Raw genomic sequence first — 26,187 nt, forward strand, 5'->3', positions numbered from 1 at the left:
CTGCAGGTTTTCTATGGAACACCTATAAATTCTTCATGGATGCTGCCAATAAATCCTTCTCTCTTTTCTGCTTTCTCAAATAATCCGTTGCCAGAGCGAATAAGAGAAGTCCTCCCTTTGCCACAAACTGCCAGAAGCTGGGGACATTTACCATGGTAAGGCCCGTATTAAAGGACTGGATCAATATGATACCGAGAATGGTTCCTCCCATATTTCCCACTCCGCCGATAAAGGATACGCCGCCTAAGATTACCGCCGTAATGGCGTCAAATTCCAGATTCACATTGGCTGCCGGCTGACCGGAATTCATACGGGCCGCAAATATAATTCCGCCGATGGAGCAGAGGACTCCCATCATCACATAGCAGGTGGCAATGATCCTTTTGGGATTTAATCCGGCCAGTCTGGCTGCCTCCATGCTGCCGCCGATGGCATATACGCTTCTTCCGAATTTGGTTTTGGACAGGATGATCCCAAAGATGATGATGCAGATCACCATAATCCATACGGAAAGGGGAATATTCAGTATCCTGGCCTTTCCCAGAATGAGAAAGGTTTTATTGCTGATGGAAACCGGCTTTCCGCCGCATATGATATAGGCAAAACCCCTGATAATGGACTGGGTCACCAGGGTTGCAATAAATGCCTCTAAATGAATCCTGTTTACCATAAAGGAATTGAAAAGTCCCATGAGAACCCCGCCTGCAATGGTCAGAAGCACCGCAGCACCGAAGGGAACCCCTTTTCCCACCAGCAGAGCCGCCGCAACGCCGGAAAATGCTGCCACGGAGCCGGGGGACAAGTCATTTTGCCCTGCAATGATCAAATATGTATGACCCACAGCCACCAACCCCACCAGGGAAGCCGCCACCAAAATATTGATCAAGTTGGTAACCGAAAGAAAATTCCTGTTCAGAGAGGTAAAAAGCCCGAATACTACTACGATTGCTGCCAGCAGTACGATCTTGTCACCGTTAATTTTGATTCTGCTTTTGTTGTTTTTTCCCATTATTCCTGTACCTCCCCAATCATACCCAGGCTCAGAAGCTTGCTTTCGGTCGCTTCCGCCGCCGCTATTTCTCCTGTGATTCTCAATGATTTCATGACAATGATCCGGTCTGACAGGCCGATCACCTCAGGAAGCTCAGAGGATATCAGGATGATCCCCAGTCCTTCCCTGGCAAATTTACAGATCATATGATAAAATTCAGATTTGGCGCCTACGTCAATTCCCTTGGTAGGTTCATCTAAGATCAGCACCTTTGGATTGGTGCTGATCCAGCGTGCCACAATGCATTTCTGCTGGTTTCCGCCGGAAAGCTCCACGATTTTTTTGTCAGGAGACGGAGTCTTGATCTTAAAGTCCCGGATTCCGTCCAAGGCCAGCTTCTCTTCCTTTTCCCGGCTGACAAACCCCAGCTTGCTGGAATTGACATCCAGCATGGCAATGTTCATGTTGTCGCTGACGCTTAAATTTGAAAGGATGCCTTGCATCTTCCGGTCCTCCGGCACCAGGACGATCCCGTGCTCCATTGCTTCATGAGGGGAACGGTTGTGTATTTTCTTTCCTTCCAGATAAATCTCACCGCTTTTTGCCTCATCCGCTCCGATAATGGCCCGCATAAGCTCAGTCCTTCCCGCCCCCACAAGGCCGGAAAAACCCAGCACCTCTCCCCTTCGCAGCACAAAGGAATTCTCTTTCACATAGTCTGAGGATAAGTTTTTCACCTCCAGAAGCACATCTCCCATAACCTTGTTCCTGTCCAAGTTTCTGTAAATATCTCCCAAATCACGGCCCACCATCATGCGGATCAGCTCCGCTTCCGGCACCTTTCCCGTCTCCACCGTAGCCACATAGCGGCCGTCCTTGAAAATTACCGCCTTATCGGTAATCCGCCTAAGCTCGTCCATGCGGTGAGACACATAAATGATGATCTTTCCCTCTTCTTTCAGCTTCCCGATAATCTTAAACAGGGATTCAATTTCCGAATCCGACAGAGAGGCCGTAGGTTCGTCAAAACAGATCACCTTTAAATTTTCTCTGGAATAAGCCTTCATAATTTCCACCATCTGCTGATAGGCGATGCTTAAATCCTTCACCTTTGCGGTGGGACTGATGGGAAGGCCAAAATCCGCTATGATTTTCGTTGTCATCTCATTTGCCTTACGGGCATCGATGAACCCCAGCCTGGTCACAGGCATCCTTCCCAGATAAATGTTTTCCGCTACGGACAATTCCAGAAGAATCTGCCGCTCCTGATATATGACGGAAATCCCTTCCTCAATGGCCTCATGGGGGGACTGAAAATGCTTTTCAACCCCATCCAGAAGATATTTCCCTCCTGTAGGCTGGTAATCCCCATTAAGAACCTTTAACAAAGTGGACTTTCCTGCCCCGTTTTCCCCTAAAAACGCCAGAACCTCCCCGGAGTTCGCCTGGAAGGATACCTGGTCCAACGCCTTTACTCCGGGAAAATATTTGGATATATTCTGAAATTCCAATACACTCCCCATGCCTTGCCTCCTTTTTTATTCCAGCATTACGTTTTCATAGGTTAATTATATCATTTAATCAAAATTCATCATTACGTAGGTTTGCTCAATCATTGTAAAAAATTGCTTTTATCTTAAACCTGCCCCGAAACTTTCTTTCCATACCTGTTTTTCTGTCAGGCCGTTTATTTTCATACTTCCATTGCTTCCTCTTGCCCTGTCATTTTGAAAAATTGCTCTTCTTATCTTTTCCCCTTCATCTTACTGAGGAGAATCCTTATACTGGTTTTAAATGGAGGATATCTTATGAAAATCAAAACCAGAGAATTATGGAATCAGGAGGGAACCGCTTATAAGGTTTATGACATGACCACCAGCCTGGGCATGACGGTCTCCGTAACGGCGCTGGGTGCAGCCATTCAAAAGGTTGCCATAAGGGATGAAACCGGCAGGGAGCAGCCCGTCACCCTGGGTTTTGAAGATATGGGGCAGTATGAACGCTGCATCTGCTATGCAGGAACCACACTTGGTCCCAATGCCGGAAGAATTGGGGAGGCCCTGCTTCCTGTGGGATCCCGGATATACCGGCTTTCAAATAACGATGGAAAAAACCAGCTCCACGGAGGAGCAAATAATCTGTCCTCCCGGCTTTGGCAGACAGAGTCTATGGCATCCGGCCTGGAATCGGCCTCCATCCTCCTGTCTGCCTGCCAGCCTGACGGCCTGGACGGATATCCGGGCAACAGAACCTATCACACCAGATATACCCTGGAGGACACCAACTGGCTTACCATAGAATACACTGCCGCAACGGACGTTCCTACCTATATTAACATGTCCAATCACACCTACTGGAATCTTTCCGGTGATTTTTCCGTCTCCGGGCTGGAACAGGAAATCCAGATTTTTGCCAACAATGTGTGCGTAAATAATAAGGAGCATCTTCCGGCGGATCTCATTCCCGTGGCAGATACTGTCTTTGATTTCCGCTCTGCCGGGCAGCTTCTTTCCCGGATCCGGTCCGCCAAAAGCCCTGTCTGCAAGGAGCAGCTTTCCATTGGACGGGGATATAATAACGCCTATATTCTTAATAAAAACCAGACGTTCCGGCCGCTGAGGTTTGCGAAACGGCCGGAAGCGCTAAAAAAGGCCTGTATCCTGCGGGATAAGAGGACGGGCCGGACCTTGAAAATAATGACGGATGCGCCTGCCCTTGTTTTATATTCAGGCGGGTTTTTGCCCCATGGAATGGCCTTGTCCGGCGGCGCGCCCTCTTTCCCCTCCTGTGCCGTTGCACTGGAACCACAGGATATTCCCGATGTGATGCACCTGCTGCCTGAGAGTTACCGGCTCACCACTCCGGACCATCCCTTTTGCAGGACCATCCGGTACCATATTTCATAGTCCAGGCGTCCGAAACACGGTCAGAAGAAGAGATCCTGCAGAAATAAGAACCCCTCTTGCCATACTCGTCCTATTTGATATAATACAGTTATCCATCAAACACTCAATGCCCCGAAAGGAGAACGGCATGGAACTTAAGTGTAATTTCTGCAGCAAATTGTGCACCTCAAAAATCCCTCTTTTTGAGCCCCTTTCCTTAGAGGAACAGAAGGAACTGATATCAAAGGCCCGTCACCTGGATTACAAAAGAGGGGAAACCGTCTTTTATGAGTATGACCCGGCGGATAAAATAATGGTCATCCGTTACGGAAAGGTTAAAATCAACCGATACTCCCAGGAAGGAAAGGAATATGTCCTTGATATCCTGACAGAAGGCGATATTTACGGAGAGCAGAATATATTCGGCGGAAAAGCCTTTGACGCAAATGCCGTTGCCCTGGGAGAATGCGGGGTATGTCTCATCTCCTTAACAGACATTCAGGAACTGATATTAAAAAAACCTGAAATCGGAGTCAAACTATTAAACGTAGTAGGCCAGAAGCTGTCGGCGGCAAATGAACTGGTGCAGCTATTATCCGTAAACGATGCCAAGGCCAGGGTCGCCGGTTTCCTTTTATTCAGAAGCAGCCGGATCAAGGGGGAGACCATTGAATTGACCAGAGATGACATATCCGCTTATATCAATGTGAGAAGAGAGACCATCAGCAGAAAGCTGGGGGAACTGCGCAGGGAAGGCGCCATTGAACTGGAAGGGAACCGCAGGATCCGCATTGGGAACAAAGATATTTTAAGAGATGCTTTTGAAAACGAAACATGAAAAAACAAAAATTTTTAAATAATGATTCAAATCACATTTTTCCTTCTCTTTCCCGGTTATACTAGCCTTACAAACAGAACAACAATTTCTGAAAAAACAGGAATTTGGGGAAAGAGGAGGAGAATTATGATTACAGGTAAAATGAAAGTGAACGATGTTATTAAGATCTACCCGGAAGCAGTTGAACTCTTCAATGATTTTCATATTGATTACTGCTGCGGAGGAAAGGATGAGTTAGAGGAGGCCCTTCAAAAGCTGGGAATCGAATCAAAAAGCTTTATTGAGGTGCTGAATAAAAAGGTTGTGAATAAACCGCATCAATCAAATAAGGGACAAGTGCTGGCTGTGGAACGGCTGACAAAAATGAATGTCCCTGATCTGATTGATTATATTATAGACACCCATCATTCAAAGGAGAGAACCTTGCTGTCGGAAATCGATGAGCTGGTCAACAAGGTCCTGCTGGTTCATTATGAGCACCATCAAGCACAGTTGGTTCCTTTACACGGGTTATTTTCCGATTTGAGAAAGGAGCTTCAGGAACATTTTGCAAAGGAAGAAGCGTTTATTTTCCCCTATATGAAAAAGAGTTTTGCAGGGGAGAAAAATGCAGGATATGTGAAGGAGCTGGAGGATGAACATGAGGGAGCCGGAAACCTGATCAAAGAGATCACAGCCTGCACCCATGATTTTACCCCGCCGGAAGACGGCTGCGCCTCTTACCGCCTGGTCTTTCAGAAGCTGGAAGAACTGGTTAAGGATGTGTATATCCATATATTTACAGAGAACTCACTGCTGTTTCCAAAGTATGAAGGAGGAATTGAATAATGAAAAAACTTGTAAAAAACAACGTATACTGGGTAGGGTTTATGGACTGGGAGCTGGAATCCTTCCATGGAGCGGATTATTCCATTAACCACGGCTCCAGCCAGAATGCATATTTAATAAAGGAAGAGAAAACAGTCCTCATTGACACGGTCTGGAAGCCTCATTCCACGGAATTCATTGATAATCTGGAAAGAGAGATCGACTTAAAGGAAATCGATTTTATTGTTGCCAACCACGGAGAGGTGGATCACAGCGGTTCTCTTCCCGCACTGATGGAGAAAATCCCTGGCACACCTATTTACTGTACGGCAAACGGGGTGAAATCCCTTACCGGACAGTATCACCATCCGGAATGGAATTATCAGGTGGTGAAAACAGGAGATTCCATTGACATAGGCAATGGGAAAAAGCTGGTCTTTGTGGAAATGAAAATGCTTCACTGGCCTGACAGCATGGCTACTTATCTGACCGGTGACAATATCCTCTTTTCCAATGACGCTTTTGGACAGCATTTTGCCGTGGAGGAATTGTTTAACGACAAAGCCGACCAGTGCAGGCTTTGGGAAGAAGCCCTTAAGTATTATGCCAATATTCTGACTCCATTTTCTCCTCTTGTGAAAAAGAAAATTGAGGAAATACAGGGGCTGAACCTGCCCATCGATATCATCGCCACCAGCCACGGGTCCATCTGGAGGGAAAATCCATTACAGATCGTGGAAAAATATTATGAATGGTCCCAGAATTATCAGGAGGATCAGATCACCATTGTTTATGATACCATGTGGGATGGGACGAAACAGCTAGCCCATAAGATCAGCTCTGAGATCGCACGGATTTCACCGGATACCAGGGTGAAAATCTATAATATTTCCAAGATAAATAAGAACGATATTATGACAGAGGTGTTTAAATCAAAAGCAATTGCCCTGGGCTCTCCAACCGTAGGGGGCAGCATCCTCTCTTCTGTGGGCGGATGGCTTGATTTCCTCAAAGAGTTGAAATATAAGGGGAAAAAGGCGGCTGTGTTCGGATGCTACGGATGGAGCGGAGAGGGAACAAAGGTCCTTCGGGAACGGCTGACAGAGGCTGGATTCTCCGTAGTGGAGGAAGAAGCCAAGTGCCTTTGGAATCCGGAAGAGAAGGACTTTAACAAGGCTGAGGAGCTTGCCAGGGCCCTTTGCCAGCAGAGTTAATGACAGGATAAACGTCTGAGTTTCCTAAAGATGTTATAAGAAGTAAAAAGGCGGATTCTGAAGAATCCGCCTTTTTACTTCTTAATCCAGGATCAGCCTGGCAGCACCATAAATTCCTGCGTCATTTCCAAGCTTCGCCAGAACGATTCCGCTCTTATTTTGGGAAATAGGAGTATATTTATCAAAATGCTTAAAGAGCATATCTATCAAGAAGGCTCCGGCTTTTGAAACGCCTCCGCCAATGACAAAGACCTCAGGGTCTGAGACCATGGAAATCTGAGCCAGGGCAAGGCCAAGGTAATGGCCTACCACTTCCATAACCTCACAAGCCAGGGCATCTCCTTCCTTGGCAGCATCCAGCACATCTTTTGCGGTTACGTCGTCGCCAAATGATCTGAGAGCGGAGGGGGTATCCGTTGCAGCCATTTTTCTTCTGGCCTCTCTTGCAATGCCTGTGGCACTGGCGATCTGTTCCACGCAGCCCACGCCTCCGCAGTTGCAGCTTTCCGTTTCATCGTCACGGATATGGATATGTCCGATCTCTCCGGCTAAGCCGTGCTTTCCTGCAACGATTCTTTGGTCAATGATCACGCCTCCGCCCACTCCTGTGCCAAGAGTGACCATGACGATGTCATCATAGCCTTTACCGCCGCCCTGCCACATCTCGCCAAGAGCTGCCACATTGGCATCATTGCCGCTTTTTACCGGCAGGTCGTGAAGCATTTCACTCAGTGTCTTTTCTGGATACATGTCACGCCAGCCTAAGTTCACGCAGACCTCTACATATCCGCTGGGCATGACCGGGCCAGGGACTCCCATGCCTACGCCTTTTACTTCTTCTAAGGGAATCGCAAGTTCTTTTAGGGTTTTCAGAATGGACGCGGCGGTGTCATTTAGGATGTATTTTCCGCCTTCTTCCTTTCTGGTGGGTACTTCCCACTTATGGATGAGCTCTCCTGTTACTTCAAATATTCCGATCTTTACGGATGTACCGCCGACGTCAACGCCTACACATTTCATTTCCATTTTGTATATACTCCTTTTTAACTGTCGTACCTTTAGTCCGCAGTGGAGCTGGCAAAACCTGGGGTTTTGCCAGCTCACGGGCATTCGCCCTATGAAATAGGCCATGAGAAGATTTTCTTATGTGCAAGCACAACGAAAATCTTCTCCTGTCCTATTTCTCACTGCTCATTGCTTAGATGGATTTTGCAGCCTCTGCCACGCGCTCTGCTGCAAATCCGAAATGTTCAAATAAAAGATTTGCAGGGCCGCTGGCTCCAAAGCCGGTCATGGTTACATAAGTGCCGTCAAGGCCCACATATTTGCCCCAGCCGAAATCGCTTAATGCTTCCACTGCCACACGCTTGCGGACTGCTTTTGGAAGAACGGATTCCTTATACTCCTCTGTCTGCGCCTCAAATAAGTCCATGCAAGGCATGGAAACCACACGTACCTTTTTATCGGCAAGAAGGGTTTTCGCCTTGACTGCCAGTTCCACCTCGGAACCGCTTGCCATGAGAATGATCTCAGGCGTGCCTTCGCAGTCGTCGATCACATAGCCTCCTTTTAAGGCTTCCTTGCTGCTTCCCGGCATAGGAGTTAAGTTCTGCCTTGTGAGCACAAGGGCGGTAGGTGTTTTCTTCGAGGTCAGCGCAGAATACCAGGCTGCTTCTGTCTCTGTCTCATCACAGGGACGGAATACATGGAAATTCGGCATTGCCCTTAACATGGCAAGCTGCTCAATAGGCTCATGGGTGGGTCCGTCTTCTCCTACACCGATGCTGTCATGAGTGAATATATAGGTCAGGGGAACGCCCATTAATGCGGATAAGCGTGCCATTGGCTTTGTATAATCGCTGAACACAAAGAAGGTTGCCACATAGGTGCGGAGACCGCCGTGAAGCATCATTCCGTTTCCAATAGCCGTCATGCCAAGCTCTCTTACACCAAAGTGCAGATTGCGGCCGCTGCCGTCGGTTCTTGAAAAATCACCCACGTCGGACATGTTGGTCTTATTGGAAGGAGCCAGGTCCGCGGAACCTCCGATCAAGTTGGGCATATAGGTCTTTAAGCGGTTTAATACCTGTCCGGATAAATTCCTGGTGGCATCTGCCTTTTCAGACCTCTTCCAGAAGTCTTCGCATTTTTCAATGGCCTTTTCTCCTGCATCCGGATCATGGTACGCACTCCAAAGCTCTTCCATATCAGGATACTCCTGGCAGTATGCGGCAAACATCACGTTCCATGCCGCTTCTGTCTCCGCCTTTTCCTCTGCGATCTGACGGTAATGACTGTACACCTCTTCAGGAACGTAGAACGGCTCTGTGGAAGGCCAGCCTAAGTTTTCCTTTAAGGCTGTCACATTATCGGCTCCCAAAGGCTCCCCGTGGGCGCTGGCCTTTCCCTGCTTTGCAGGACAGCCATAGCCGATCTGGGTCTTAATGGTAATAAAGGAAGGATGCTCGGTATCTGATTTCGCTTCTTCAATGGCCCGTCCAATGGCTTCTAAGTCGTTGCCATCCTCAACGGTAATGGTCTGGAAATGAAAAGCTTCCATGCGCTTTTGAACATCCTCGGTAAATGCAATCTCAGTGCTTCCTTCAATGGAAATCTGGTTGGAATCATATAAAACGATCAGTTTCCCAAGGCCAAGGGTACCTGCCAGGGAAAAGACCTCGGAGGAAATACCTTCCATCATGCAGCCATCTCCGCCCAGCGCATAGGTATAATGGTCAACAACCGGATAATTTTCTTTGTTGAACACGGATGACAGATGTTTCTCGGCAATGGCCATTCCAACTGCCATACCCATACCGGCGCCCAAAGGTCCTGTGGTTGCTTCCACGCCGATTGTATGGCCATACTCCGGATGTCCGGGAGTTTTGGAACCATGCTGGCGGAAATTCATCAAATCCTCTTTTGACAGATTCCCATAACCGAATAAATGAAGCAGGGAATACAAAAGCATGGAGCCATGACCTCCGGATAAGATAAAGCGGTCCCTGTTGGTCCAGTCTGGATCTGCCGGGTTGTGATTCATGTGATTTGCCCACAATTCATAAGCTGCCGACGCGCAGCCTAAGGGAAGTCCCGGATGGCCGGAATTGGCTTTTTGGATAGCATCCGCGGAAAGAACACGGATTGCATTGACTGACATGGTATGGATGTTGCTCATTGGTATTGTCCTCCTATTTGTAATCTAATTTCTTTCATGTTTTGGGGGCCGGTTACGATCAGAGTATTGGGGAACCTGCCATTTCGGATCTTAGATATTGGAAAATCAAATGTCCCGGCAAATTTAAGCCTTCCGGACATATTATAGACTCTGCAAGAATCTTCATTATACAAAATTACATGGTCCCCGTCAATATCAGCATGGATGTACTGGTATTGGAAACCTTTGGAAAAGACAAGACTTCCATTGGGTTTGTATACATCCAGCCGGTAAGGATTTTCCCCTTCCGGGTTGTCCACAATAAGCCCCACATATTTCTCTGAATAAAACACACTCTTAATCTCCTCTTCCACAGCCACCTGCCGGATCATCTCCGGGGAAAGCTCATTCTTTGTGGAGTAAAAGGATATGCTGTTATCAGCAAAGGCACAGGAGTATGTATTGTCCAGAAACTGGACCTGGGCAACAAGCGAGGAATCATAAGGCTCATCAAAACCGCCCACCAGCCTGTCCGGAATGCTCTTTCCGATTTCCGCAAAATTGTGGAAGGCCACCCTGCCGTTTAAAGTACCGTTTTTCAAATATGCGTAAGCACCGATCAACTGGGTGCCGTCAGGAGACAGGCTGATATCCACCGGATAACCGGAATCACCGCCTAATAGCGCCTTGATCTTTACATCCAGGACGCTTCCATCTCTCTTAAAGAAATATACATAATTAGATGTGGAGTCCTCCAGGATGGCCGCCACCACTCCGTTAGAGGACACCGTCGCCTTCACAATAGGAAGCACGGTAGTCGCTATGCCCGTATTTCCCGTCTTGTCAAAGATATAGATGGAATTTCCCTGCTGGTCCGCAATGGCAGCATAATTCCCGCTGACCCATGCCTTGGGAGATTTCATCTCATAGCTTTGTATCCACACTTCTTTGCCCTGGGAATCCAGATAGGAGGCACCATCCTTGCTGTATTTCAGCACATTGGAGCCAAAACTAAGATATCCCACATAGCTTCCCTCATTCATCTGCTTTTCCCAGACCACGCCGTATTGGGTATACTGATAAAGCGTGAAGTATTCATACCCCCCTATAGCTCCTGCCAAAAGCACCAGAAGCAGCACCAGAGCAATCTTGATTTTTCTTTTTCTGACCCTGGTGAGGGCTTTTTTAATGATTTCCTGGCTGTTTTCGCCCTCCTGAGGAGAAGATGAAACAATCTGCCGCCGAAGCTGGTTTTTCTTAATCTCTCTGTTCATAGAGTTCCTGTCACTCATGCTCTTTTCTCCCAAAAATGCCCATATATATTGGTAGTATACATCATTTCAGGAAGAAACGCATTATATTTTTCTACGGTAGAAGTAATTTCTGTCCCGCAACAATCTTGTTTTCATCGTCCAGCCCGTTCAGCTCGCAAATTTCCCTCAGCTTGTTCATGGTATTGTATTCGGCAATGCAGATCCCGTAAAGAGTCTCGCCCTCTTGTACCACATGAACCCGCGGATTTCCGCTGGCGGCTGCTTCTGTTTCCTGGCTGGCCGGCTGGGTAGCCGCCTCTGTGGGCGCCTGGGTCGCCGGAGGCAATGTCTCTGCCGCCTTGCTTTCAGCCATTGTTTCTGCCCGGGACTCCACAGGCATTGTTTCAGACATGGTTTCCTTGCTCACCGCCGTGGTAGGATACACACCGCCGTCTGCCTCTTCTACAACCACTTTGGATTCGCCCCTGCTTTCCGTTTCAAGGCCCTTTTTCCCCATGAGGATCTGTTCCGCCTTGGCTGGAATGGCCGATGCGATCACGCTTTCCATATCTTGCATTCGTTCAAAGTTATTAAACATAACAATTCCGCCAGCTAATATGACGACTGACATGGCCATACACATGCCCCGGAGAAGTCCTACCGTCTGATGCCGGTCCGTTACTTCCACCTTATGCTCGTCCATCCGCTTGCGGAATTCCTCGATTACCTTATCATTTGTATCTGTTTCGATACGTTTTACATCCTTTCGCAGGACCATATAATCCTGCATCATCTGATTACGTTCATAATAAATGCTGTATCCCTGCAGCTTGTAAAATCCATCCTCAGATGTTATGTAAACTGTTTCCTCTCCGTCCGTACCATTGCATAAATACATCAGCTTGTTTGGCTCCCCAAAATACTGGATATGCTGTTTCCAATAATTGATGGGGCTTAGGTCATCACCAGGCCTGCCGCATATAAACCAGCCCTGTACAGACCTCTTGGGAAAAAGCTGCTCCATGCTGCGGTAGGCTCTCTTCCAGGACAGCTCGGAAAATATCACTCTCCTGCCTGCCTCCGTCACATCCTCCATTTCCAAAGCTCCGTCAATGAAGATATATGGCGTTCCGTCGTTGAATTCCACACCGCCTAACAGAAGACCAACCCGCAGTTCCTGTCCACCCGCAGGATACAGACGTTTCAAATAAGTATTTACATAATCTTCCATATAAAGTTTTACAATCTGATCCCTTTCCCCGATCTGCCTGATATTCTTCGGCAGCTTGGGGAACGGATTATATAATTCACCCATTGGCTCACCCCGCTATTCTTTTTAATCCAATGAATCATAGCATACAATGGGTGAGAATCGTGTCAAAGGAGTGCAGTGTTTTCCCATAACTTTTCGACAAGATAAATACTGTAGCTGATGCAGTCAGCCATTCGCATGACTATGGAAAGCCGTATGCTCTGCAGCATGAGAGGATCGTAATTCCCGCAGCTTCCTACGATGCCGGTAATAAAAATATCTCCCACGGCACGAAGCTCCTTGCTGACTCCAAGGCCCGGCTTTAATGCCCCTTTTCCAAGGGTCACATAGCCGATGTGTTCCATGCTTCCCACGGAAGCATCCACTGCTACCACCACATGATTGGGATAACGAATCTTTAAAATGGCCTGGTAAGTCTCCAGGTTCATGGCATGGACCGGCCGTTCCAGTGTTCCCAGGATCTCCAGATATTCCAGCTCTTTTTCCTTCAGCTTGTAGCCGATCAGCGGCCCAAGACTGTCCCCGGTGGAGCGGTCGGTTCCAATACATAAAAACAGCACCCCTGCTGCCTTTCGGTTTTCCTGCTCCGTGCGTATCATGTCGTAAAGCCTGGAAGCAAACTCCTCTGCTTCAAATGTCTGCCTTGTATCATAATAAAAAACGTCCCGGTTTCCGCGGATCGCAATTCTTTCCCATAATTTCATAATATCCTGCCTTGCTGTCCTTATTTCTGCAGGCAATGAGCCCTGTACAGGAATACTTGTATTTCTGCATTTGGCAAATGCTGCAGGAGTCAAATACCACATAGCCGGCTGCGGGATATTTGACTTTCTCTGTTCTATTATAAGCCGCCAATTATGGAATTATTCACCACACCCCTGGGGAAAATTATGAAAAAACAGGTGCAGGGTAAAAGCACACATATGCCCTTTTCCTGCACCTTGATCTTATTCCTTAAGACTTTTATAAAGGGTTTTCGCTTCACTGATGGTGGAAGCCTTGCCCATCCGGATCATATCGGCCAGTTCATCAAGCCTCTCCGGAACCATAAATTCTTTTCCAATATAGGATGCATAGTTGTCATTGATAAACAATGTCTGCTCCTTTACCCTGATTTCTGCCTCCTTGGCATTGCCTGCTGCCGCTTCATATTCTTCCTCAAGCTTTGCGATCTTTTCCCTGCTGTTGCCGGCAATCTCATCAGACAGAATGGTCCGTGTCACCTTATCAAAGGTGTTTAAGGCTTCCCGCTTTTTATCGGCGATGTTTGCTAGGTCCTGGTCGATCTGGGCAATCTCGTCATCGTACTTTTCCAGATTGTAAACGGCTTCGTCACGGTCCCGTTTTATGGAACGGATAATCACACGGATCTTCCGGTTGTTTGCCTTCATAAGATCCCTGATGGATCTCCCTTTCCGCAATGCATTCTGATGTCTCACCTTGGTAAGGTTATTAATAAGGATATATAGACCCCCGAAAAACAGGATGGCAACAAAGTATATCCCCATCAGGTAGAAGGGGGATTTCTCCGGAAGGAGCAGATAGACACCGCAGGGGATTGCGAGAAAGAACAGGAGTATGTTCAAAAGCAGTACAAATGACTCAGAAAATCCCCTGGGAAAATACAGGGCATAATACCAGCCGCTTTTGCAAAGACCAGGAACCCGGTCCTGCTGGAAAACAGTCTTCATCTGCAGCATTAATTCCCGGTTGTTTCCCTTAATCTCCGCCGTCTCCTCCTGGATCCGTTCCCTGATGCCCTGGGTTTTCGCCTTCTCCCGCTTACTTCTCACCCGTTTTAAGAGGTCCTGTTCCCTGGCGATCTCCCTGTCATAGGTGTCGTTAATTTCTTCCAGACGCTTCTTCACCGTAAGGCTGATGGCATCTGTCACAGCCCTTCTCTCTGCTTCCAGTTCCTTTTCCAGACGTTTTTCTTCCAGACGGAACTTTTCCAATAAATTTTTGCTTACAGATAACTCCTGAACAGCCCTGCAGGCCTCTCCAAGAAAACCAACCTGATCCGATATGGGTTGCGCCATCTTAAGTCTTCCTCCTTCGGTTTTTCCTACAAAGATTCTATCATATTTTTCATTGTTTTACAATGTCCGTCATTTTCCTTCTTGCCTTTTTCTGCAAGGTAATGCTATAATCGTTGCATTATAAAAACTACTGACGGCAGCCGCTTATTTCAGAAAGGAGTTTCCGCTTATGTTTCGCATGTGGGCAAAATTAATGAAAGACACCAGAATCGTGAAAGATACCGTCATCTCCATCTCAGACTACAGCCTTTCCAGGACTTCCATGGTCTTTCAGGCGCTTGATGATATCTGCCTCCAGTTTGATCTTGGAAAACCTATATGGCTGGATGCGACCATCAAGGGGTTTCAAAAACATTCCAAAGTCCGGTTTACCCAGGATAATTTTATTGAGCACATTGATTTTGATTTTCTGGAAATCCAGGTGATTGAGGAATAGGCTTTCAAAGAACCAGGTATTTCTTCTATATTTAAAAAGCCCTCCCCTGAAGTGACAAGGAAGGGCCGGTACGGGACAAATGGAGAATGGCAGCATCTCGAAAGGGCCCCTGAAACCTAAATCTCACCCTTCCATTTACTGACACTTCCCCGAACCATCAATTTTGTAGGCAAGGAAATATGCATACTGATTTCACGGCCGGAATATATCCTTTCCGCCAGTATACTTACTGCCTGAGAACCCATAAAATCCATATAAATGTGAACGGTCGTAAGAGGGGGAATCAAATATTTGGCAATGGAGATATCATTAAATCCGATGACACTGATATCCTCCGGAATTCCAAGCCCTGCCTCCTGTATGGCTTTATAACAGCCAACAGCTAAAGAATCGTTTGCAGTAAAGATAGCGCTTGGTCTTTCTTCCATGGCCAGGAGTTCCTTTCCAAGCCGGTATCCCTGCTTGGGGGTATAGCCGCCTATTTTAATATATCCCTCATTTAAAATCCCTCTCTCCTCCATGAAAGATCGAAAAATGGGAACCCTTAAATCCACCACTTCTTTCCCATCCACATCCACATCACGGCCCCCAATGAATGCAATCTTTCTGTGGCCCTCCTGCAAAAAATAGCTGAGCACCTTCTTTACAGAGTGTTTTAAATCTGTTACCACGGAATCAAATAGATCTAAGTCACCTAATGCATCCACAAAAACAGCAGGTTTATTAAATGCTTTTACCTTATTTACCATGGATTCACTAAAGGTCCCAAGGCAAATCAATCCGTCCAGATTAGAAGTGCTTTCTACAGAATCCCCCAGATTGACCGGGAACCGTTTAAACCCTTCCTCTTCTATTTTCCTCTCTATTGCAATGCGTACAGACAGATAAAAGGTATCTTCTAATTCCTCTTCAAGGGAATAGGAAGATATCATGCCAAGCTTTAATTTCTTTTTATACTTCTTCTTGTCCCGCATCTGATACTCTAACCGTTCTGCGGCCTCAAACACTCTTTGTTTCGTCTCGTCCTGTACATTTAACGTGTCATCAAAATTAAGGACACGAGATACGGTCGCAGCAGAAACACCTGCCATTTCAGCTATTTCTTTAATTGTTGCCACTATTTTTTCCTTCCTCGCTTCTTATATTGTCCTCATTTTATCATATCTGGTTTTGTGCCGCAACTATCATCATGTGCCTGCTGCAATATATAATTCCATACAATTGGGCCATATGATTCTATGGACCCCAACTGCAGCCCACATGTTGCTCATCGTCATTCCACTATTTTCAGCAGATCCGAAAACGTATTTAATTGATAAGCTGCAATCTTACAGGATATCCCATCCCCAATTGCCCCACAGTCCATATTTCCGGCTTTGGCAGCTTCCAGTCCGGCTTTGGCATCTTCTACCACAAGGCAGTCTTTGGGAGCCTCAGAAAGGAACCTGGCCGCTTTTAAAAACACTTCCGGGTCAGGTTTGGAATGAGTAATATTATTTCCGTCAGAAATGGCATCAAAGTACCCCAAAAGGCCAATTCGCTCTAAGATAAATCCTGCATTCTTACTGGAAGAGCCAATGGCAAGCTTTAACCCTTTTAGACGGAGGGCATCCAGTGTTGCCTTTACTTCCTGAGAAAGATTCTTTGGGCTCATATGTTTCAATAATTCCTTATAGATCTCATTTTTCTTTTCTGCTAAAGATGATTTTTCTTCCTGGTTTAAGTTCCCGTGATAATTCTCTAAAATGATCTCAAGGCTTTCCATGCGGCTTACTCCCCGCAAACGGTTATTGATTTCTTCATCAAAATAAACGCCCAGCTCATCTGCAACCTGTTTCCAGGCCTGATAATGGTATCTGTCTGTATGGCAGATAACCCCATCCAGATCAAAAATCACTGCCTTATATTTCATAAGGAATTCCTCCTAATTCTACCTGCCCGGCCTCTGAAAGATTTGATATTACAACTGCTCCCAAGATGATTATGCTGCCTGCCAGCATACGGGGGGTAAGGATTTCCCTGAGAATCAAAATAGAAAATAATGTTCCAAATACGGATTCCAGGGACAAAATAATGGCCGCTTTTGTTTCATCCACATATTTCTGGCTGGCAGTCTGAAGAAGGTAGCATACCGTTGTGCTGATCAAGCCTAAATACAGCACACTTAAAATTCCCTTCTCTGTAACGTGAAACTGTGTTTCTCCAAAAGCAATCAGACTAATGACAGATAAAAAGAATGCGGTTATCATCTGAATAAAGTTTAATACAGTAGCACGGTATTTCTTGACAAATTCACTTGTAAGAAATATTTGAAAAGCAAATCCAACAGCACAAATAAGCGTCAGCCCATCCCCAAGGCCTAAGGAAAAATTACGGTCCAATGACAGCAGAGCCACGCCTGCTACGGACATCACTGCCCCGGCTATCCCTCTTGCTCCTATTTTCTTTCTTAAAATCAGAAATGAAATAAACGGCACAATCACTACATTTAATGCTGTTAAAAATGCATTTTTAGAGGGTGTGGTGTATTGCAGCCCTATAATCTGAAATGCAAATCCGGCAAAGAGGGCAACCCCCATAAGCCCCCCTGCCATTACTTCTGATTTTGTGATTCCTCTTAAGGACCGGAGGCTGACCAGCCCCATTAAAATCGTGCCTAAGAGAAACCGGACCGTCATAATCTGGAATGGCCTCATGCTCTCCAGTGCCATGTCGCTGGCAACAAAGCCGCCGCCCCATATAATGGTTACTAAGATAAGCCCCCCGATTGCAAGCTTTTTTTTCATGAATATGTCCTCTCTATTCCCTGGATGCCTTTACGGTCTGCCCATTTATCTTTACTTCCAAAGCTTCCCCGTCCAATACCTTCACGATGACGCTGTTATCTCTGGTGATCGTGATTTTTAACCAGGAATTCAGATAGTGGAGGCAAAAATCCAGCCCCTCCCATTCCTTTGGCAGGTGAGGGCAAATAGACAAGATGCCGTGTTCCCCAATGGACACCCCGGCAAAGCCAAATACGACGGTCTGCCATACACCGCCGGTATTGGCAGCATGAATCCCTTCCCTTGTATTTTTCTGTAAGTTCAGCAAATCAAGGAAGGCTGCTCTTTTTAAATAGCGGTATGCTTTGGAATCATCTCCAACCTTTAATCCCATAACAGAGTAAATACTTGGACTTAAAGAAGAGCCATGAAGGGTACGTTTCTCATAATACTCGTAATTTTTCCGAATCTCATCTTCCGTAAATTCTTCTCCCATTAAGTGCAGCAGCATGACCACATCCGCCTGCTTAATGATCTGTGTCTGCCTTGCCTTCCTGGTTTTCAGAGCTTCCGGACGAACCGGCCAGTCATTTTCGTCGTACTTCTCAATCACCACATCTTCCAGCTTAAAGTAACCTTCAAACTGCTCCAACAGGCCCCCGCCTTCTTTTCCCGGAAGGTACATCTTTTCCTGGACAATCTCCCAAGCCTTGATTTCCTGGGCTGTCAACCCTGTTTTCCGGATCAGCATTTCATATTCTTTGGCATGCCCTTTTTTAAGGGTATCAATTAAGGAAATCACATAGCCCAGATTCCATTTTGCCAGATAATTTGTATAAAGATTGTTATTCACCGGCTCATGCCATTCATCAGGGCCGGTTACTTTGTTAATCTCATAACGGTCCTTCTCAGCCACATATTCACACCTGCTGGCCCAAAACCTTGCTGTCTCTGTTAAAATCTCCGCTCCCTGGTTCAGTAAAAAATCTGTGTCCCTGGTAATTTTTACATAATTATAAATTCCATAAGCAACTGCTGCCGTCACATGATGCTCATAAACTGCCACATAACAGCGGTAACAGGAACCATCCGGCTCAATGGTCCAATCAGGGCATTGCTCTGTGCCGTCATCTGCGGACTCCCATGGGTATTGTGCGCCTTTGTAGCCGTTTTTCCTGGCATTTGCCCTTGCTGCTTCCAGCAGATGATACCGGTAAGATTCCAGATTCTTTGCCGTTTTCGGAAAAATGTATGCAAAAAAAGGAAGCATGAAAATTTCCGTATCCCAAAAGGCATGTCCGCCGTATTCTTCGCCGGAAAGAAGCTTCGCGCCTACATTGACCCGGTCATCTCTCTCATTGCCCGTGCTCATTAAGTGGAAAATATTAAAACGGACTGCCCGGTCCAGCTCATAATCACCTGCAATGCGGATATCCGCTGCTTTCCACATGTCCTCATAAACTGACCTATGGGCTTCCAGCTCTTCTTCAAACCCTGTTTCCAAAAATCCATCTATTTCTTCTTTTACAGACCTATGAAGTGCATATCTGGCTTCTTCACGTTCCGTATACATAGACACATATTTTATGATTTCTATTGTTTCCCCTTCTATGGCATCAAAATCACTAAACTCCACCCCTTGTTCCCCAAAGGCATGGAACATCCTGTTTTTCAGAATACCCTTGCCGTTTCTATAGGCTTCTATCCGGCATCCTGCCCCTATATGAAGGTGGTTGTCTCTGGTGGCCACCTCCATATAAATACCGTCTTTATCCAGCGCTTCATTTGCTGTCATATATGTATGTTTCACTTTGAAGCGGGGGGCATCATGGAAGTTAATAATGGTACCGTCAATGATGTTCTCCACTTCTATGATGCCGCTGTAATTTAACGGTGTGACATATAGCTTGATTCCCATGCGGTGTACATTGGCACGGCTTACAAATCTTATTCCTTCCACCAGGGTTTCTCTTCCCTTTTTATCCCGCAATATAAAACTTTTTCCAAGAAGGGCCTGTTTCATATCAAGGACTCTGGTAAACTTAAGAATCTCACAGTTTTCTATTCCAATCAGCTCTTTTTCAATGGTAAGCTTTATCCCAAGCCAATTAGGAAGGGCAGCAAGCTCCCGCATAAAGGTTTCTGATTTATCAAATACCCCGTTAATGTATAAATAGGGAAGGGATATTTTTGTTCCTTCCTCATAGCTTCCCCTGATCCCCAGATAACCATTGGATAAACTGAATAAACTTTCAAATTTCAGATTTTCTTCCGGATCATATTCCGGCTGCAGAATCATCCAGTCATCGGAGCTTAACATCTCCTTTAATTTCCCTGAAAATCGCTCTTTTATCATTCTTTGACTGCTCCTTTATGTCTTCCTAGTCCAAATAACGCTTCTTTGCTTCCGTTCTCACTTCCCCTTCAGCAACCACCTGCAGAACAAATGCCATAGAAAAGTCCTGAAGCTTACCTTTAAATTCTTCTAACTGTTCCTCTCCGCAGCTATTGCTTCCAAGGCCGGACTGTAAATAATCCAGATGGATCTCCACATGGTCTGCCCGCTGTATCTGGAATGGGTGCTTTGCCTCTTCCAGGCTTTCATCGGTATAATTTGCAAGATTTAATCCCAAAGGCGCTTCCATCTTACATAACAGGCTCTTATTCCCGTCTCCTATCCCAAACCATTTCACTTCTTGCCTGTGGCCATTTTCCTGGGGGAATACATAGTTGGTTCCCATCCCATCCACAGTACTGGAATAAATCCCCATCACGCTGGCGGCTTTGCTGTCTGAATAGTTTTCACCAGGTCCAAGGCCGTACCACACTGCCTTTTGAAGGGATTGATTCCCCTTCATGACCACACCGATTCTGGGCAGGAAAGGAGGTTCCAGCTTTCCTCTCTGGATCGCCTTACCCTTCAAATCCACTTTGACCTGGCCGCAGGAATAGATGGTATATTCATAGTCACATTCAAAACCCCAGGACTGATTTAAGCATCCAAAATATTTTCCAATAGAAACAACTACTTTATCAGCCTCTGCTTCATAAGTAAAATACTCTGTCTGTTCACTGGATTTCTGAATAAAATATTTATTCATCCAGTCCTCTTTTTTATACATATCATTATCAATGGTGGCACGGTATACGCTCATTACCGGACCTTCCCTTAAAAATTCCTGACCTTCCGTCCCAACAGACAGCAGCTTCCCAAATATTTTATGGAACGTTACCGTGACGGCCCCGTTCCCTACCTTAAGGATATCCGTTGTTTCAGATACCTGCAGTGGTTCTCCTTTGGGGCGTTCCTCAAGGACATCACAGCATAGATCCAATGGAAACTGTACTTTTAAAATCTCATGGCCGGCATTGGCAAAGATTGTATCCTTTTTCTGGCATACCCTGATATTCAGATAATAATCGGTATTTGCTTCAGGCATGAAGGGAAGGAAGGGTATTGTTACCTTCTCAGCTTCATGAGGAAGGGCAGTCATATGAGAAATGCATCCTTCCTGAACAATATGTTCTTCTGCCTGGATCTCCCACCTTAAAGAAACATGGTCCAGTGTCAGGAAGTCATAATAGTTCCTCACAAGAATCTCCCGTCCGGCACCTGTCCTTGTCACTTCCACCGGTGCAATGACCTGTTTATATTCCAGCAGGGCCGGGGAAGGGGTTCTATCGGGCATCAGCAGCCCATCAATACAGAAATTCCCGTTTGTGGGGAAATCCCCGTAATTCCCCCCATAGCGGTAGTAGGTTCCCTTTTCGTCTTCAGTATAGATGCCATGGTCATACCATTCCCACAGAAAACCGCCTTGAAGCCGTTTATATTTGCGGTACATCTCCTGATATGAATTTAATCCGCCCGGTCCATTTCCCATGGCGTGTCCATATTCACACATAACATGGGGTTTATTCCCCTTAGAATCTGATTCTCCAATCTCTTTCAGCCTTTTTAACCTTGTGTACATGGTAGAATACACGTCGGCCACTTCTGCTTCATAATCTCCTTCATAGTGGATCAGCCTTGTAGGGTCCAGTTCTTTTATTGCCTTGGCAGCACTTTTAAAATTACAGCCAAAGCTGGATTCATTCCCCATGGACCACATAATAATGCAGGGATGATTCCGGTTCCTCTTTACCATGCGCACGCTTCTGTCCACATAGGCTTCTGCCCAGGACGGGTCATCGGTAATCCAGTCATACCTTTCTACCCATTCAAATCCATGGCATTCTAAATCTGCCTCATCAATCACATAAAGCCCATATTCATCGCATAAATCATAGAGATATCCATTGGCAGGATAGTGAGAACAGCGCAGTGCATTAATATTATGCTGTTTCATAAGCAGGATATCCGCTTCCGTCTGTTCCCTTGTGACACAGCGCCCTTCTTTTGGATGGTAGTCATGGTGATTCACACCGTTTAACAGAATCACCTGATTATTTACTCTGAAGTTATTATCTTTTATTTCAACCTTACGAAATCCCACACGCACCACGATTTCATGCTTGCCTGCAGATACTGTCAACTCATATAAATCAGGGGTTTCTGCCGTCCAGAGTTCTGCACCGGGAATCAACTCGTTTAAGTGTGCCTTTCCCTCTTTTGCCTGAAAGCTTCCACCGGTAACTGCCGTTCCATTTCTTTCTATTTTCCATGTACCCTCACATGTTTCCTGCTTTGTGGTAATATCTGCTCTTAAGATGCCATTTTCATAAGAGCTGTCCAAATCTCCATCCACCGTACAGTCAATAATACTGTCTTTGGGCTCATTGATTAATTCCACATCCCGGTAAATCCCGGAAAGCCACCACATATCCTGGTCTTCCAAATAAGTTCCATCAGACCATTTATAGACCCGCAGGGTAATGTCATTCTCCCCCTCCTGAACATAGGCTGTAATATCGAATTCACTTGGAAGGCGGCTGACCTTGCTGTATCCTGCATGTATCCCGTTGACCCATACATCAAATGCGCTGTCCACACCGTGGAATTTTAAAATAGTATCATTCTCAATCCATTCCCTGCTGATGTGGACTGTTTTTTTATAAATTCCCGTGGGATTTTCTGAGGGTACAAAAGGCGGATTGACCGGAAATAAATACAGCACATCCGTATAGTGCATCCGGTCATATCCTCTCAACTGCCACACAGAAGGCACGTCAATGATATCCCACTCTGTACCTGTTCCTTTGTTCATAAATCCTTCGGGTGACAGTTCCGGCGCTTCCAAATAGAGGAATCTCCACTCTCCATTTAAATTAATTCTGGAAGCAGAATCTTTATAAAATTCTGTACGGGCTTCCCTTCTTCCAATATGTCCCAGGGTCTGGTCTTCCCATCTCTTTTTTTCTCGCCTTATCATTTTTTGTTTCTCCTCTAAGTGTTTATGTCAAACAAATGCTCTTTCTATTTAATAGAACCACTTGTCCCTTCTACAATATACTTTTGCGCAATAATAAATATAATAATTGGCGGGATAATCATGATGATTGTAATACAAAGCATAGGGATAATCCGTGTGCTGTGAACTCCCTTAAAGGTTGCAAGCCCTAAAGCAAGCGTATATTTACTTCTGTCATGAAGGAAAATCAATGGTCCAAGATAATCGTTCCACACCGTAATCATATTTAAGACACCTACCAGAATGAGGGAGGGTTTTAAGATCGGCATGAAAATTTTCCAATAAATCTGAAATGCATTGGCACCGTCAATGCGCGCCGCCTCTTCAAAGTCCTTGGGAACTCCCATTAAAAATTGTCTCATTAAGAAAATGTAGTAGGCAGAACCAAACCATGCCGGCACAATCAGCGGTTTTAATGTGTTAATCCAGCCAAATAAATTAAATTCCATATATTGAGGTATCATGGTAACATCCCATGGAATCATCATAGTAGAAAGTAAAATCATAAATAACAGGTTTTTCCCTTTAAACTCAAACCTTGCAAAACCATATGCCACCAAAGAACAGGAAAGGATCTGCCCTGCAGTAGTCATAACCGCAATAATAATAGAATTTTTTAAATATGTACCAAAAGGCTGTGATTCCCATGCATTTTTAAAATTCTCAAACAGCCATTTGGAGGGAAATAACCGGGGCGGATAGGCAATGGCTTCTGCTTCCGTTTTAAAGGCAGTAAAGAACATATAAATAAAAGGTGCAAGAAAGTAAACTGCAATAGCCGTCAGCAGGGTATAGATAATAAATTTTGATTTCCTGGACATCTTCATTATTTTTTCCCTCCCTTTTTCTTCTTTCCAGCCTTTGCTTCCGTTTCATAAAATACCCATGTAGAAGAAGACTTAAAGATCAATGCCGTCAGAATTAAGATAATAATAAACATCGCCCATGCATTGGCGCTTGCATACCCCAGCTTATGGTGCTTAAACGCGTTGTTATAGGTATACAGTCCATAAAAATAGGTGGATTTTAACGGACCTCCCCCAGTCAGCAGCATTACCAGCGTCACCTGCTGGAAGGAACTGATGACAGAAGTGATTAAATTAAACAAAATTGTTGGTGTAATAATCGGCAGGGTAATGCTGAAAAACTGTTTCGCAGGACTGGCTCCATCTAAGGATGATGCTTCATATAAATCAATGGGGATATTCTTAATATCCGTATAAAAAATGAGCATCATTGTTCCCACACCAAAAGCACTGGCCAAAACAACTGCAAACAGGGCCCAGGCAGGATCTACCAGCCACCTGGGACCTTTAATCCCCAGTAAGGATAATAAATAATTCAATACGCCGTAGTCCCCATTTAAAATCCAGCCCCAGATAATCGACACTGCCACGCCGGAAATAACTGCGGGTATATAAAAAATCGTACGGTATATTTTTACCCCATTGACCGGCTGTGTGATTAACATAGCAAGGAACAGGGCAATTGCCATATTTAACGGTACAAAAATCGCTGCATACTTTAAGCTGATTGTAAGAGATTTCCAGAACTGATTATCCTTGGTAAACATTTCAATATAATTGCCGAACCCCTTAAATACCGGATCAGACGTCAATGGCCAGTCAAAAAAGCTCATGCCCAGGGACAGAATAAGCGGTCCGATTGTAAATACTAAAAACCCGATAATCCACGGAGTAATGAAGAAGTACGGAGTTGCATTCCTTATAAACTTTTTTTGCTTCATAGCGTTTCTCCCATTAAGCTGATTCTTTTTTTCTTGGCCCTTTAAAGGAATCTGGCTGTCTGGGATCTATGCACCAGACGGCCAAATTCATCTTTTCTATTTTGTTTTACTGCTGTGCTGCACTGTTCAATACATCCGGCACGCTCTGAAGGGAACTTGGATTAAACACTTCTTCAAAGGACAGGGACAGATCTTCTGATAGTTCAGACCAGTTTTTAATAATGAAGCTTGCTGGAGTATAGCCGGCACTTTGCTCAAGCATTAAGTAAAACGGCGCATATTCCGGCTGTTCCATGATCTTTTCTGATTCTACCACACTGTTCAGTACCGGTAATTCCAAGCCGATTCGTGCTTTATTGGATTCTTCATTGGTCCAGAACTTCACAAATTCCCATGCTGCTTCTTTATTCTTACTGTCTTTAGAAATGGAAATACCGGAAGAACTTAAAATGCTGACAGAATCTTTTCCTGCATTGGCAAAAGCAGGAATGGCAACCACACCATAGTTTAACCCGTCTTCTTTCAGAGAATTAATTGCCCATGAACCATATACATACATTGCCGCAGCTCCGGAACGGAATTCATCGGTACCGCTTTTTTCTGTGGCAATTGCATACCCTTCTTTCTCCATATCCTGGAACATCTGAAATACTTCCTCTGATCCTTTGGAATTAATATTTCCATCCAGTTTTCCATCTTTATCACAATATGCAGCTCCATTGCTCCATAAATACATTTCAAAATCATATGGATCCGGCTTCATAGGGAATGCAAAGCCTTTTGCAGAGGTTTTTTCAGATATGGTCTTTGCCGCCTGCTGCAAATCATCCCATGTCCAATCATTGGCTGGCTCAGAGATTCCTGCTTCCTGGAATAAATCCTTATTATAGAACAACGTGTGTGTTGTAAATCCGATGGGAATACCATATACCTGTCCATCCATGGAATTGTAATTCCACAAGGTATCATAGAAATTTGCTTTATATGCTTCCCCTTCTTTTTCAATGAAACTATCCAGCGGTTCTAACCCCTCATAGTATGACGGATAATTCCACATATACATGACATCGGGAGTATCCCCGGAGCCCATGCCTGCACTGATCTTTGTATCAAAATCACTTCCATAGGCTTCTAAAGCTACTTCAATGCCATCATGTGCCGCATTAAACTTATCCACCAGTTCCTGCTGGCGGTCTACATCTTCCGCCACATCCCAGGACGCAAAACGGATTTTTGTTTTTCCGCCTTTTGCTGTATCCTGATTGGCTTTACTGCCGCCACATCCACTTAATACGGCTACTGCTGTCAGAGATAACATACACAATGCTGTCAACTTTCTTTTCATAAATTACCCTCCTGTTTACTTGATAA

Annotated in this window: 21 protein-coding genes; 5 read left to right on the top strand and 16 right to left on the bottom strand. The window is 45.4% G+C overall.

The genetic code is table 11. From position 1 onward, the window contains the following. Window positions 1–22 precede the first annotated feature (22 nt). Together ACYVD3_RS00840 and ACYVD3_RS00845 are read right to left on the bottom strand one after the other, a co-directional pair. Window positions 23–1,009, bottom strand: coding sequence for an ABC transporter permease (locus ACYVD3_RS00840; protein WP_460640617.1), 987 nt, complete (start codon window positions 1,007–1,009; stop codon window positions 23–25). Continuing rightward, window positions 1,009–2,514 (bottom strand): sugar ABC transporter ATP-binding protein, encoded by a 1,506-nt coding sequence (locus ACYVD3_RS00845; RefSeq protein WP_460640618.1) that lies wholly within the window; start codon window positions 2,512–2,514, stop codon window positions 1,009–1,011. The genes ACYVD3_RS00840 and ACYVD3_RS00845 overlap by 1 nt, the downstream gene beginning before the upstream one ends. 285 nt (window positions 2,515–2,799) lie before the next feature. Here ACYVD3_RS00845 and ACYVD3_RS00850 point away from each other — a divergent pair, with 285 nt between their 5' ends. From ACYVD3_RS00850 to ACYVD3_RS00865, 4 genes are all read left to right on the top strand, one after another. Continuing rightward, the gene (locus ACYVD3_RS00850; RefSeq protein ID WP_460640619.1) at window positions 2,800–3,897 is read left to right on the top strand and encodes an aldose epimerase family protein; all 1,098 of its coding nucleotides are present in this window, start codon (window positions 2,800–2,802) and stop codon (window positions 3,895–3,897) included. A gap of 127 nt (window positions 3,898–4,024) precedes the next feature. Beyond that, complete coding sequence (locus ACYVD3_RS00855) at window positions 4,025–4,714, top strand: Crp/Fnr family transcriptional regulator (protein WP_460640620.1); 690 nt, start codon at window positions 4,025–4,027, stop codon at window positions 4,712–4,714. 126 nt (window positions 4,715–4,840) lie between these two features. Then, a complete protein-coding gene (ric, locus tag ACYVD3_RS00860) occupies window positions 4,841–5,542 on the top strand; it encodes an iron-sulfur cluster repair di-iron protein (RefSeq protein ID WP_460640621.1) in 702 nt (233 codons plus the stop codon). After that, on the top strand, window positions 5,542–6,735 hold the full coding sequence (locus tag ACYVD3_RS00865) for an oxygen-binding di-iron domain-containing protein (RefSeq protein WP_460640622.1): 1,194 nt from the start codon (window positions 5,542–5,544) through the stop codon (window positions 6,733–6,735). The genes ric and ACYVD3_RS00865 overlap by 1 nt, the downstream gene beginning before the upstream one ends. 81 nt (window positions 6,736–6,816) lie before the next feature. On the opposite strand, the gene ACYVD3_RS00870 is transcribed toward ACYVD3_RS00865, so the two are convergent. The 6 genes from ACYVD3_RS00870 to ACYVD3_RS00895 form a co-directional block, all read right to left on the bottom strand. Continuing rightward, window positions 6,817–7,761, bottom strand: a complete 945-nt coding sequence (locus tag ACYVD3_RS00870; RefSeq protein WP_460640623.1) for an ROK family glucokinase — start codon at window positions 7,759–7,761, stop codon at window positions 6,817–6,819. Between the two features lie 172 nt (window positions 7,762–7,933). Then, the gene (gene tkt / locus ACYVD3_RS00875) at window positions 7,934–9,913 is read right to left on the bottom strand and encodes a transketolase (RefSeq protein WP_460640624.1); all 1,980 of its coding nucleotides are present in this window, start codon (window positions 9,911–9,913) and stop codon (window positions 7,934–7,936) included. After that, window positions 9,910–11,184, bottom strand: a complete 1,275-nt coding sequence (locus ACYVD3_RS00880; protein WP_460640625.1) for a DUF5711 family protein — start codon at window positions 11,182–11,184, stop codon at window positions 9,910–9,912. Before ACYVD3_RS00880 ends, tkt begins: the two co-directional genes overlap by 4 nt. A 73-nt stretch (window positions 11,185–11,257) precedes the next feature. Beyond that, the gene (locus ACYVD3_RS00885) at window positions 11,258–12,460 is read right to left on the bottom strand and encodes a LysM peptidoglycan-binding domain-containing protein (RefSeq protein ID WP_460640626.1); all 1,203 of its coding nucleotides are present in this window, start codon (window positions 12,458–12,460) and stop codon (window positions 11,258–11,260) included. 62 nt (window positions 12,461–12,522) lie between these two features. Next, window positions 12,523–13,122, bottom strand: coding sequence for a spore protease YyaC (gene yyaC / locus ACYVD3_RS00890; RefSeq protein ID WP_460640627.1), 600 nt, complete (start codon window positions 13,120–13,122; stop codon window positions 12,523–12,525). 243 nt (window positions 13,123–13,365) lie between these two features. After that, window positions 13,366–14,457: a hypothetical protein gene (locus ACYVD3_RS00895; protein ID WP_460640628.1), complete on the bottom strand. Its 1,092-nt coding sequence runs from the start codon at window positions 14,455–14,457 to the stop codon at window positions 13,366–13,368. A gap of 169 nt (window positions 14,458–14,626) precedes the next feature. Between ACYVD3_RS00895 and ACYVD3_RS00900 the strand changes: the two genes are divergently transcribed. Beyond that, window positions 14,627–14,893, top strand: coding sequence for a hypothetical protein (locus tag ACYVD3_RS00900; RefSeq protein ID WP_460640629.1), 267 nt, complete (start codon window positions 14,627–14,629; stop codon window positions 14,891–14,893). 116 nt (window positions 14,894–15,009) lie between these two features. Here ACYVD3_RS00900 and ACYVD3_RS00905 read toward each other — a convergent pair whose 3' ends face one another. From ACYVD3_RS00905 to ACYVD3_RS00940, 8 genes are all read right to left on the bottom strand, one after another. After that, window positions 15,010–16,011, bottom strand: a complete 1,002-nt coding sequence (locus ACYVD3_RS00905; protein WP_460640630.1) for a LacI family DNA-binding transcriptional regulator — start codon at window positions 16,009–16,011, stop codon at window positions 15,010–15,012. Between the two features lie 155 nt (window positions 16,012–16,166). Further along, window positions 16,167–16,805 (bottom strand): beta-phosphoglucomutase, encoded by a 639-nt coding sequence (gene pgmB, locus ACYVD3_RS00910; RefSeq protein ID WP_460640631.1) that lies wholly within the window; start codon window positions 16,803–16,805, stop codon window positions 16,167–16,169. Further along, window positions 16,795–17,679 carry a DMT family transporter gene (locus ACYVD3_RS00915; protein WP_460640632.1) on the bottom strand — a complete coding sequence of 295 codons (885 nt, stop codon included), beginning with the start codon at window positions 17,677–17,679 and terminating at the stop codon, window positions 16,795–16,797. Before ACYVD3_RS00915 ends, pgmB begins: the two co-directional genes overlap by 11 nt. Window positions 17,680–17,692: 13 nt before the next feature. Continuing rightward, window positions 17,693–20,014 (bottom strand): glycoside hydrolase family 65 protein, encoded by a 2,322-nt coding sequence (locus tag ACYVD3_RS00920; protein ID WP_460640633.1) that lies wholly within the window; start codon window positions 20,012–20,014, stop codon window positions 17,693–17,695. A gap of 25 nt (window positions 20,015–20,039) precedes the next feature. Beyond that, window positions 20,040–23,030, bottom strand: a complete 2,991-nt coding sequence (locus tag ACYVD3_RS00925; protein WP_460640634.1) for a glycoside hydrolase family 2 TIM barrel-domain containing protein — start codon at window positions 23,028–23,030, stop codon at window positions 20,040–20,042. A gap of 44 nt (window positions 23,031–23,074) precedes the next feature. Next, the gene (locus ACYVD3_RS00930; RefSeq protein WP_460640635.1) at window positions 23,075–23,896 is read right to left on the bottom strand and encodes a carbohydrate ABC transporter permease; all 822 of its coding nucleotides are present in this window, start codon (window positions 23,894–23,896) and stop codon (window positions 23,075–23,077) included. Then, complete coding sequence (locus ACYVD3_RS00935) at window positions 23,896–24,816, bottom strand: carbohydrate ABC transporter permease (protein WP_460640636.1); 921 nt, start codon at window positions 24,814–24,816, stop codon at window positions 23,896–23,898. The genes ACYVD3_RS00930 and ACYVD3_RS00935 overlap by 1 nt, the downstream gene beginning before the upstream one ends. A 106-nt stretch (window positions 24,817–24,922) precedes the next feature. Then, on the bottom strand, window positions 24,923–26,161 hold the full coding sequence (locus ACYVD3_RS00940) for an ABC transporter substrate-binding protein (RefSeq protein WP_460640637.1): 1,239 nt from the start codon (window positions 26,159–26,161) through the stop codon (window positions 24,923–24,925). Between the last annotated feature and the right edge of the window lie 26 nt (window positions 26,162–26,187).

The organism is Lacrimispora brassicae, from assembly GCF_054772055.1.

Coding starts and splice junctions, on each gene's coding strand:
- ACYVD3_RS00840 (WP_460640617.1), bottom strand. CDS start 1,009: ATGGGAAAAAACAACAAAAGCAGAATCAAAATTAACGGTGACAAGATC.
- ACYVD3_RS00845 (WP_460640618.1), bottom strand. CDS start 2,514: ATGGGGAGTGTATTGGAATTTCAGAATATATCCAAATATTTTCCCGGA.
- ACYVD3_RS00850 (WP_460640619.1), top strand. CDS start 2,800: ATGAAAATCAAAACCAGAGAATTATGGAATCAGGAGGGAACCGCTTAT.
- ACYVD3_RS00855 (WP_460640620.1), top strand. CDS start 4,025: ATGGAACTTAAGTGTAATTTCTGCAGCAAATTGTGCACCTCAAAAATC.
- ric (WP_460640621.1), top strand. CDS start 4,841: ATGATTACAGGTAAAATGAAAGTGAACGATGTTATTAAGATCTACCCG.
- ACYVD3_RS00865 (WP_460640622.1), top strand. CDS start 5,542: ATGAAAAAACTTGTAAAAAACAACGTATACTGGGTAGGGTTTATGGAC.
- ACYVD3_RS00870 (WP_460640623.1), bottom strand. CDS start 7,761: ATGGAAATGAAATGTGTAGGCGTTGACGTCGGCGGTACATCCGTAAAG.
- tkt (WP_460640624.1), bottom strand. CDS start 9,913: ATGAGCAACATCCATACCATGTCAGTCAATGCAATCCGTGTTCTTTCC.
- ACYVD3_RS00880 (WP_460640625.1), bottom strand. CDS start 11,184: ATGAGTGACAGGAACTCTATGAACAGAGAGATTAAGAAAAACCAGCTT.
- ACYVD3_RS00885 (WP_460640626.1), bottom strand. CDS start 12,460: ATGGGTGAATTATATAATCCGTTCCCCAAGCTGCCGAAGAATATCAGG.
- yyaC (WP_460640627.1), bottom strand. CDS start 13,122: ATGAAATTATGGGAAAGAATTGCGATCCGCGGAAACCGGGACGTTTTT.
- ACYVD3_RS00895 (WP_460640628.1), bottom strand. CDS start 14,457: ATGGCGCAACCCATATCGGATCAGGTTGGTTTTCTTGGAGAGGCCTGC.
- ACYVD3_RS00900 (WP_460640629.1), top strand. CDS start 14,627: ATGTTTCGCATGTGGGCAAAATTAATGAAAGACACCAGAATCGTGAAA.
- pgmB (WP_460640631.1), bottom strand. CDS start 16,805: ATGAAATATAAGGCAGTGATTTTTGATCTGGATGGGGTTATCTGCCAT.
- ACYVD3_RS00915 (WP_460640632.1), bottom strand. CDS start 17,679: ATGAAAAAAAAGCTTGCAATCGGGGGGCTTATCTTAGTAACCATTATA.
- ACYVD3_RS00920 (WP_460640633.1), bottom strand. CDS start 20,014: ATGATAAAAGAGCGATTTTCAGGGAAATTAAAGGAGATGTTAAGCTCC.
- ACYVD3_RS00925 (WP_460640634.1), bottom strand. CDS start 23,030: ATGATAAGGCGAGAAAAAAAGAGATGGGAAGACCAGACCCTGGGACAT.
- ACYVD3_RS00930 (WP_460640635.1), bottom strand. CDS start 23,896: ATGAAGATGTCCAGGAAATCAAAATTTATTATCTATACCCTGCTGACG.
- ACYVD3_RS00935 (WP_460640636.1), bottom strand. CDS start 24,816: ATGAAGCAAAAAAAGTTTATAAGGAATGCAACTCCGTACTTCTTCATT.
- ACYVD3_RS00940 (WP_460640637.1), bottom strand. CDS start 26,161: ATGAAAAGAAAGTTGACAGCATTGTGTATGTTATCTCTGACAGCAGTA.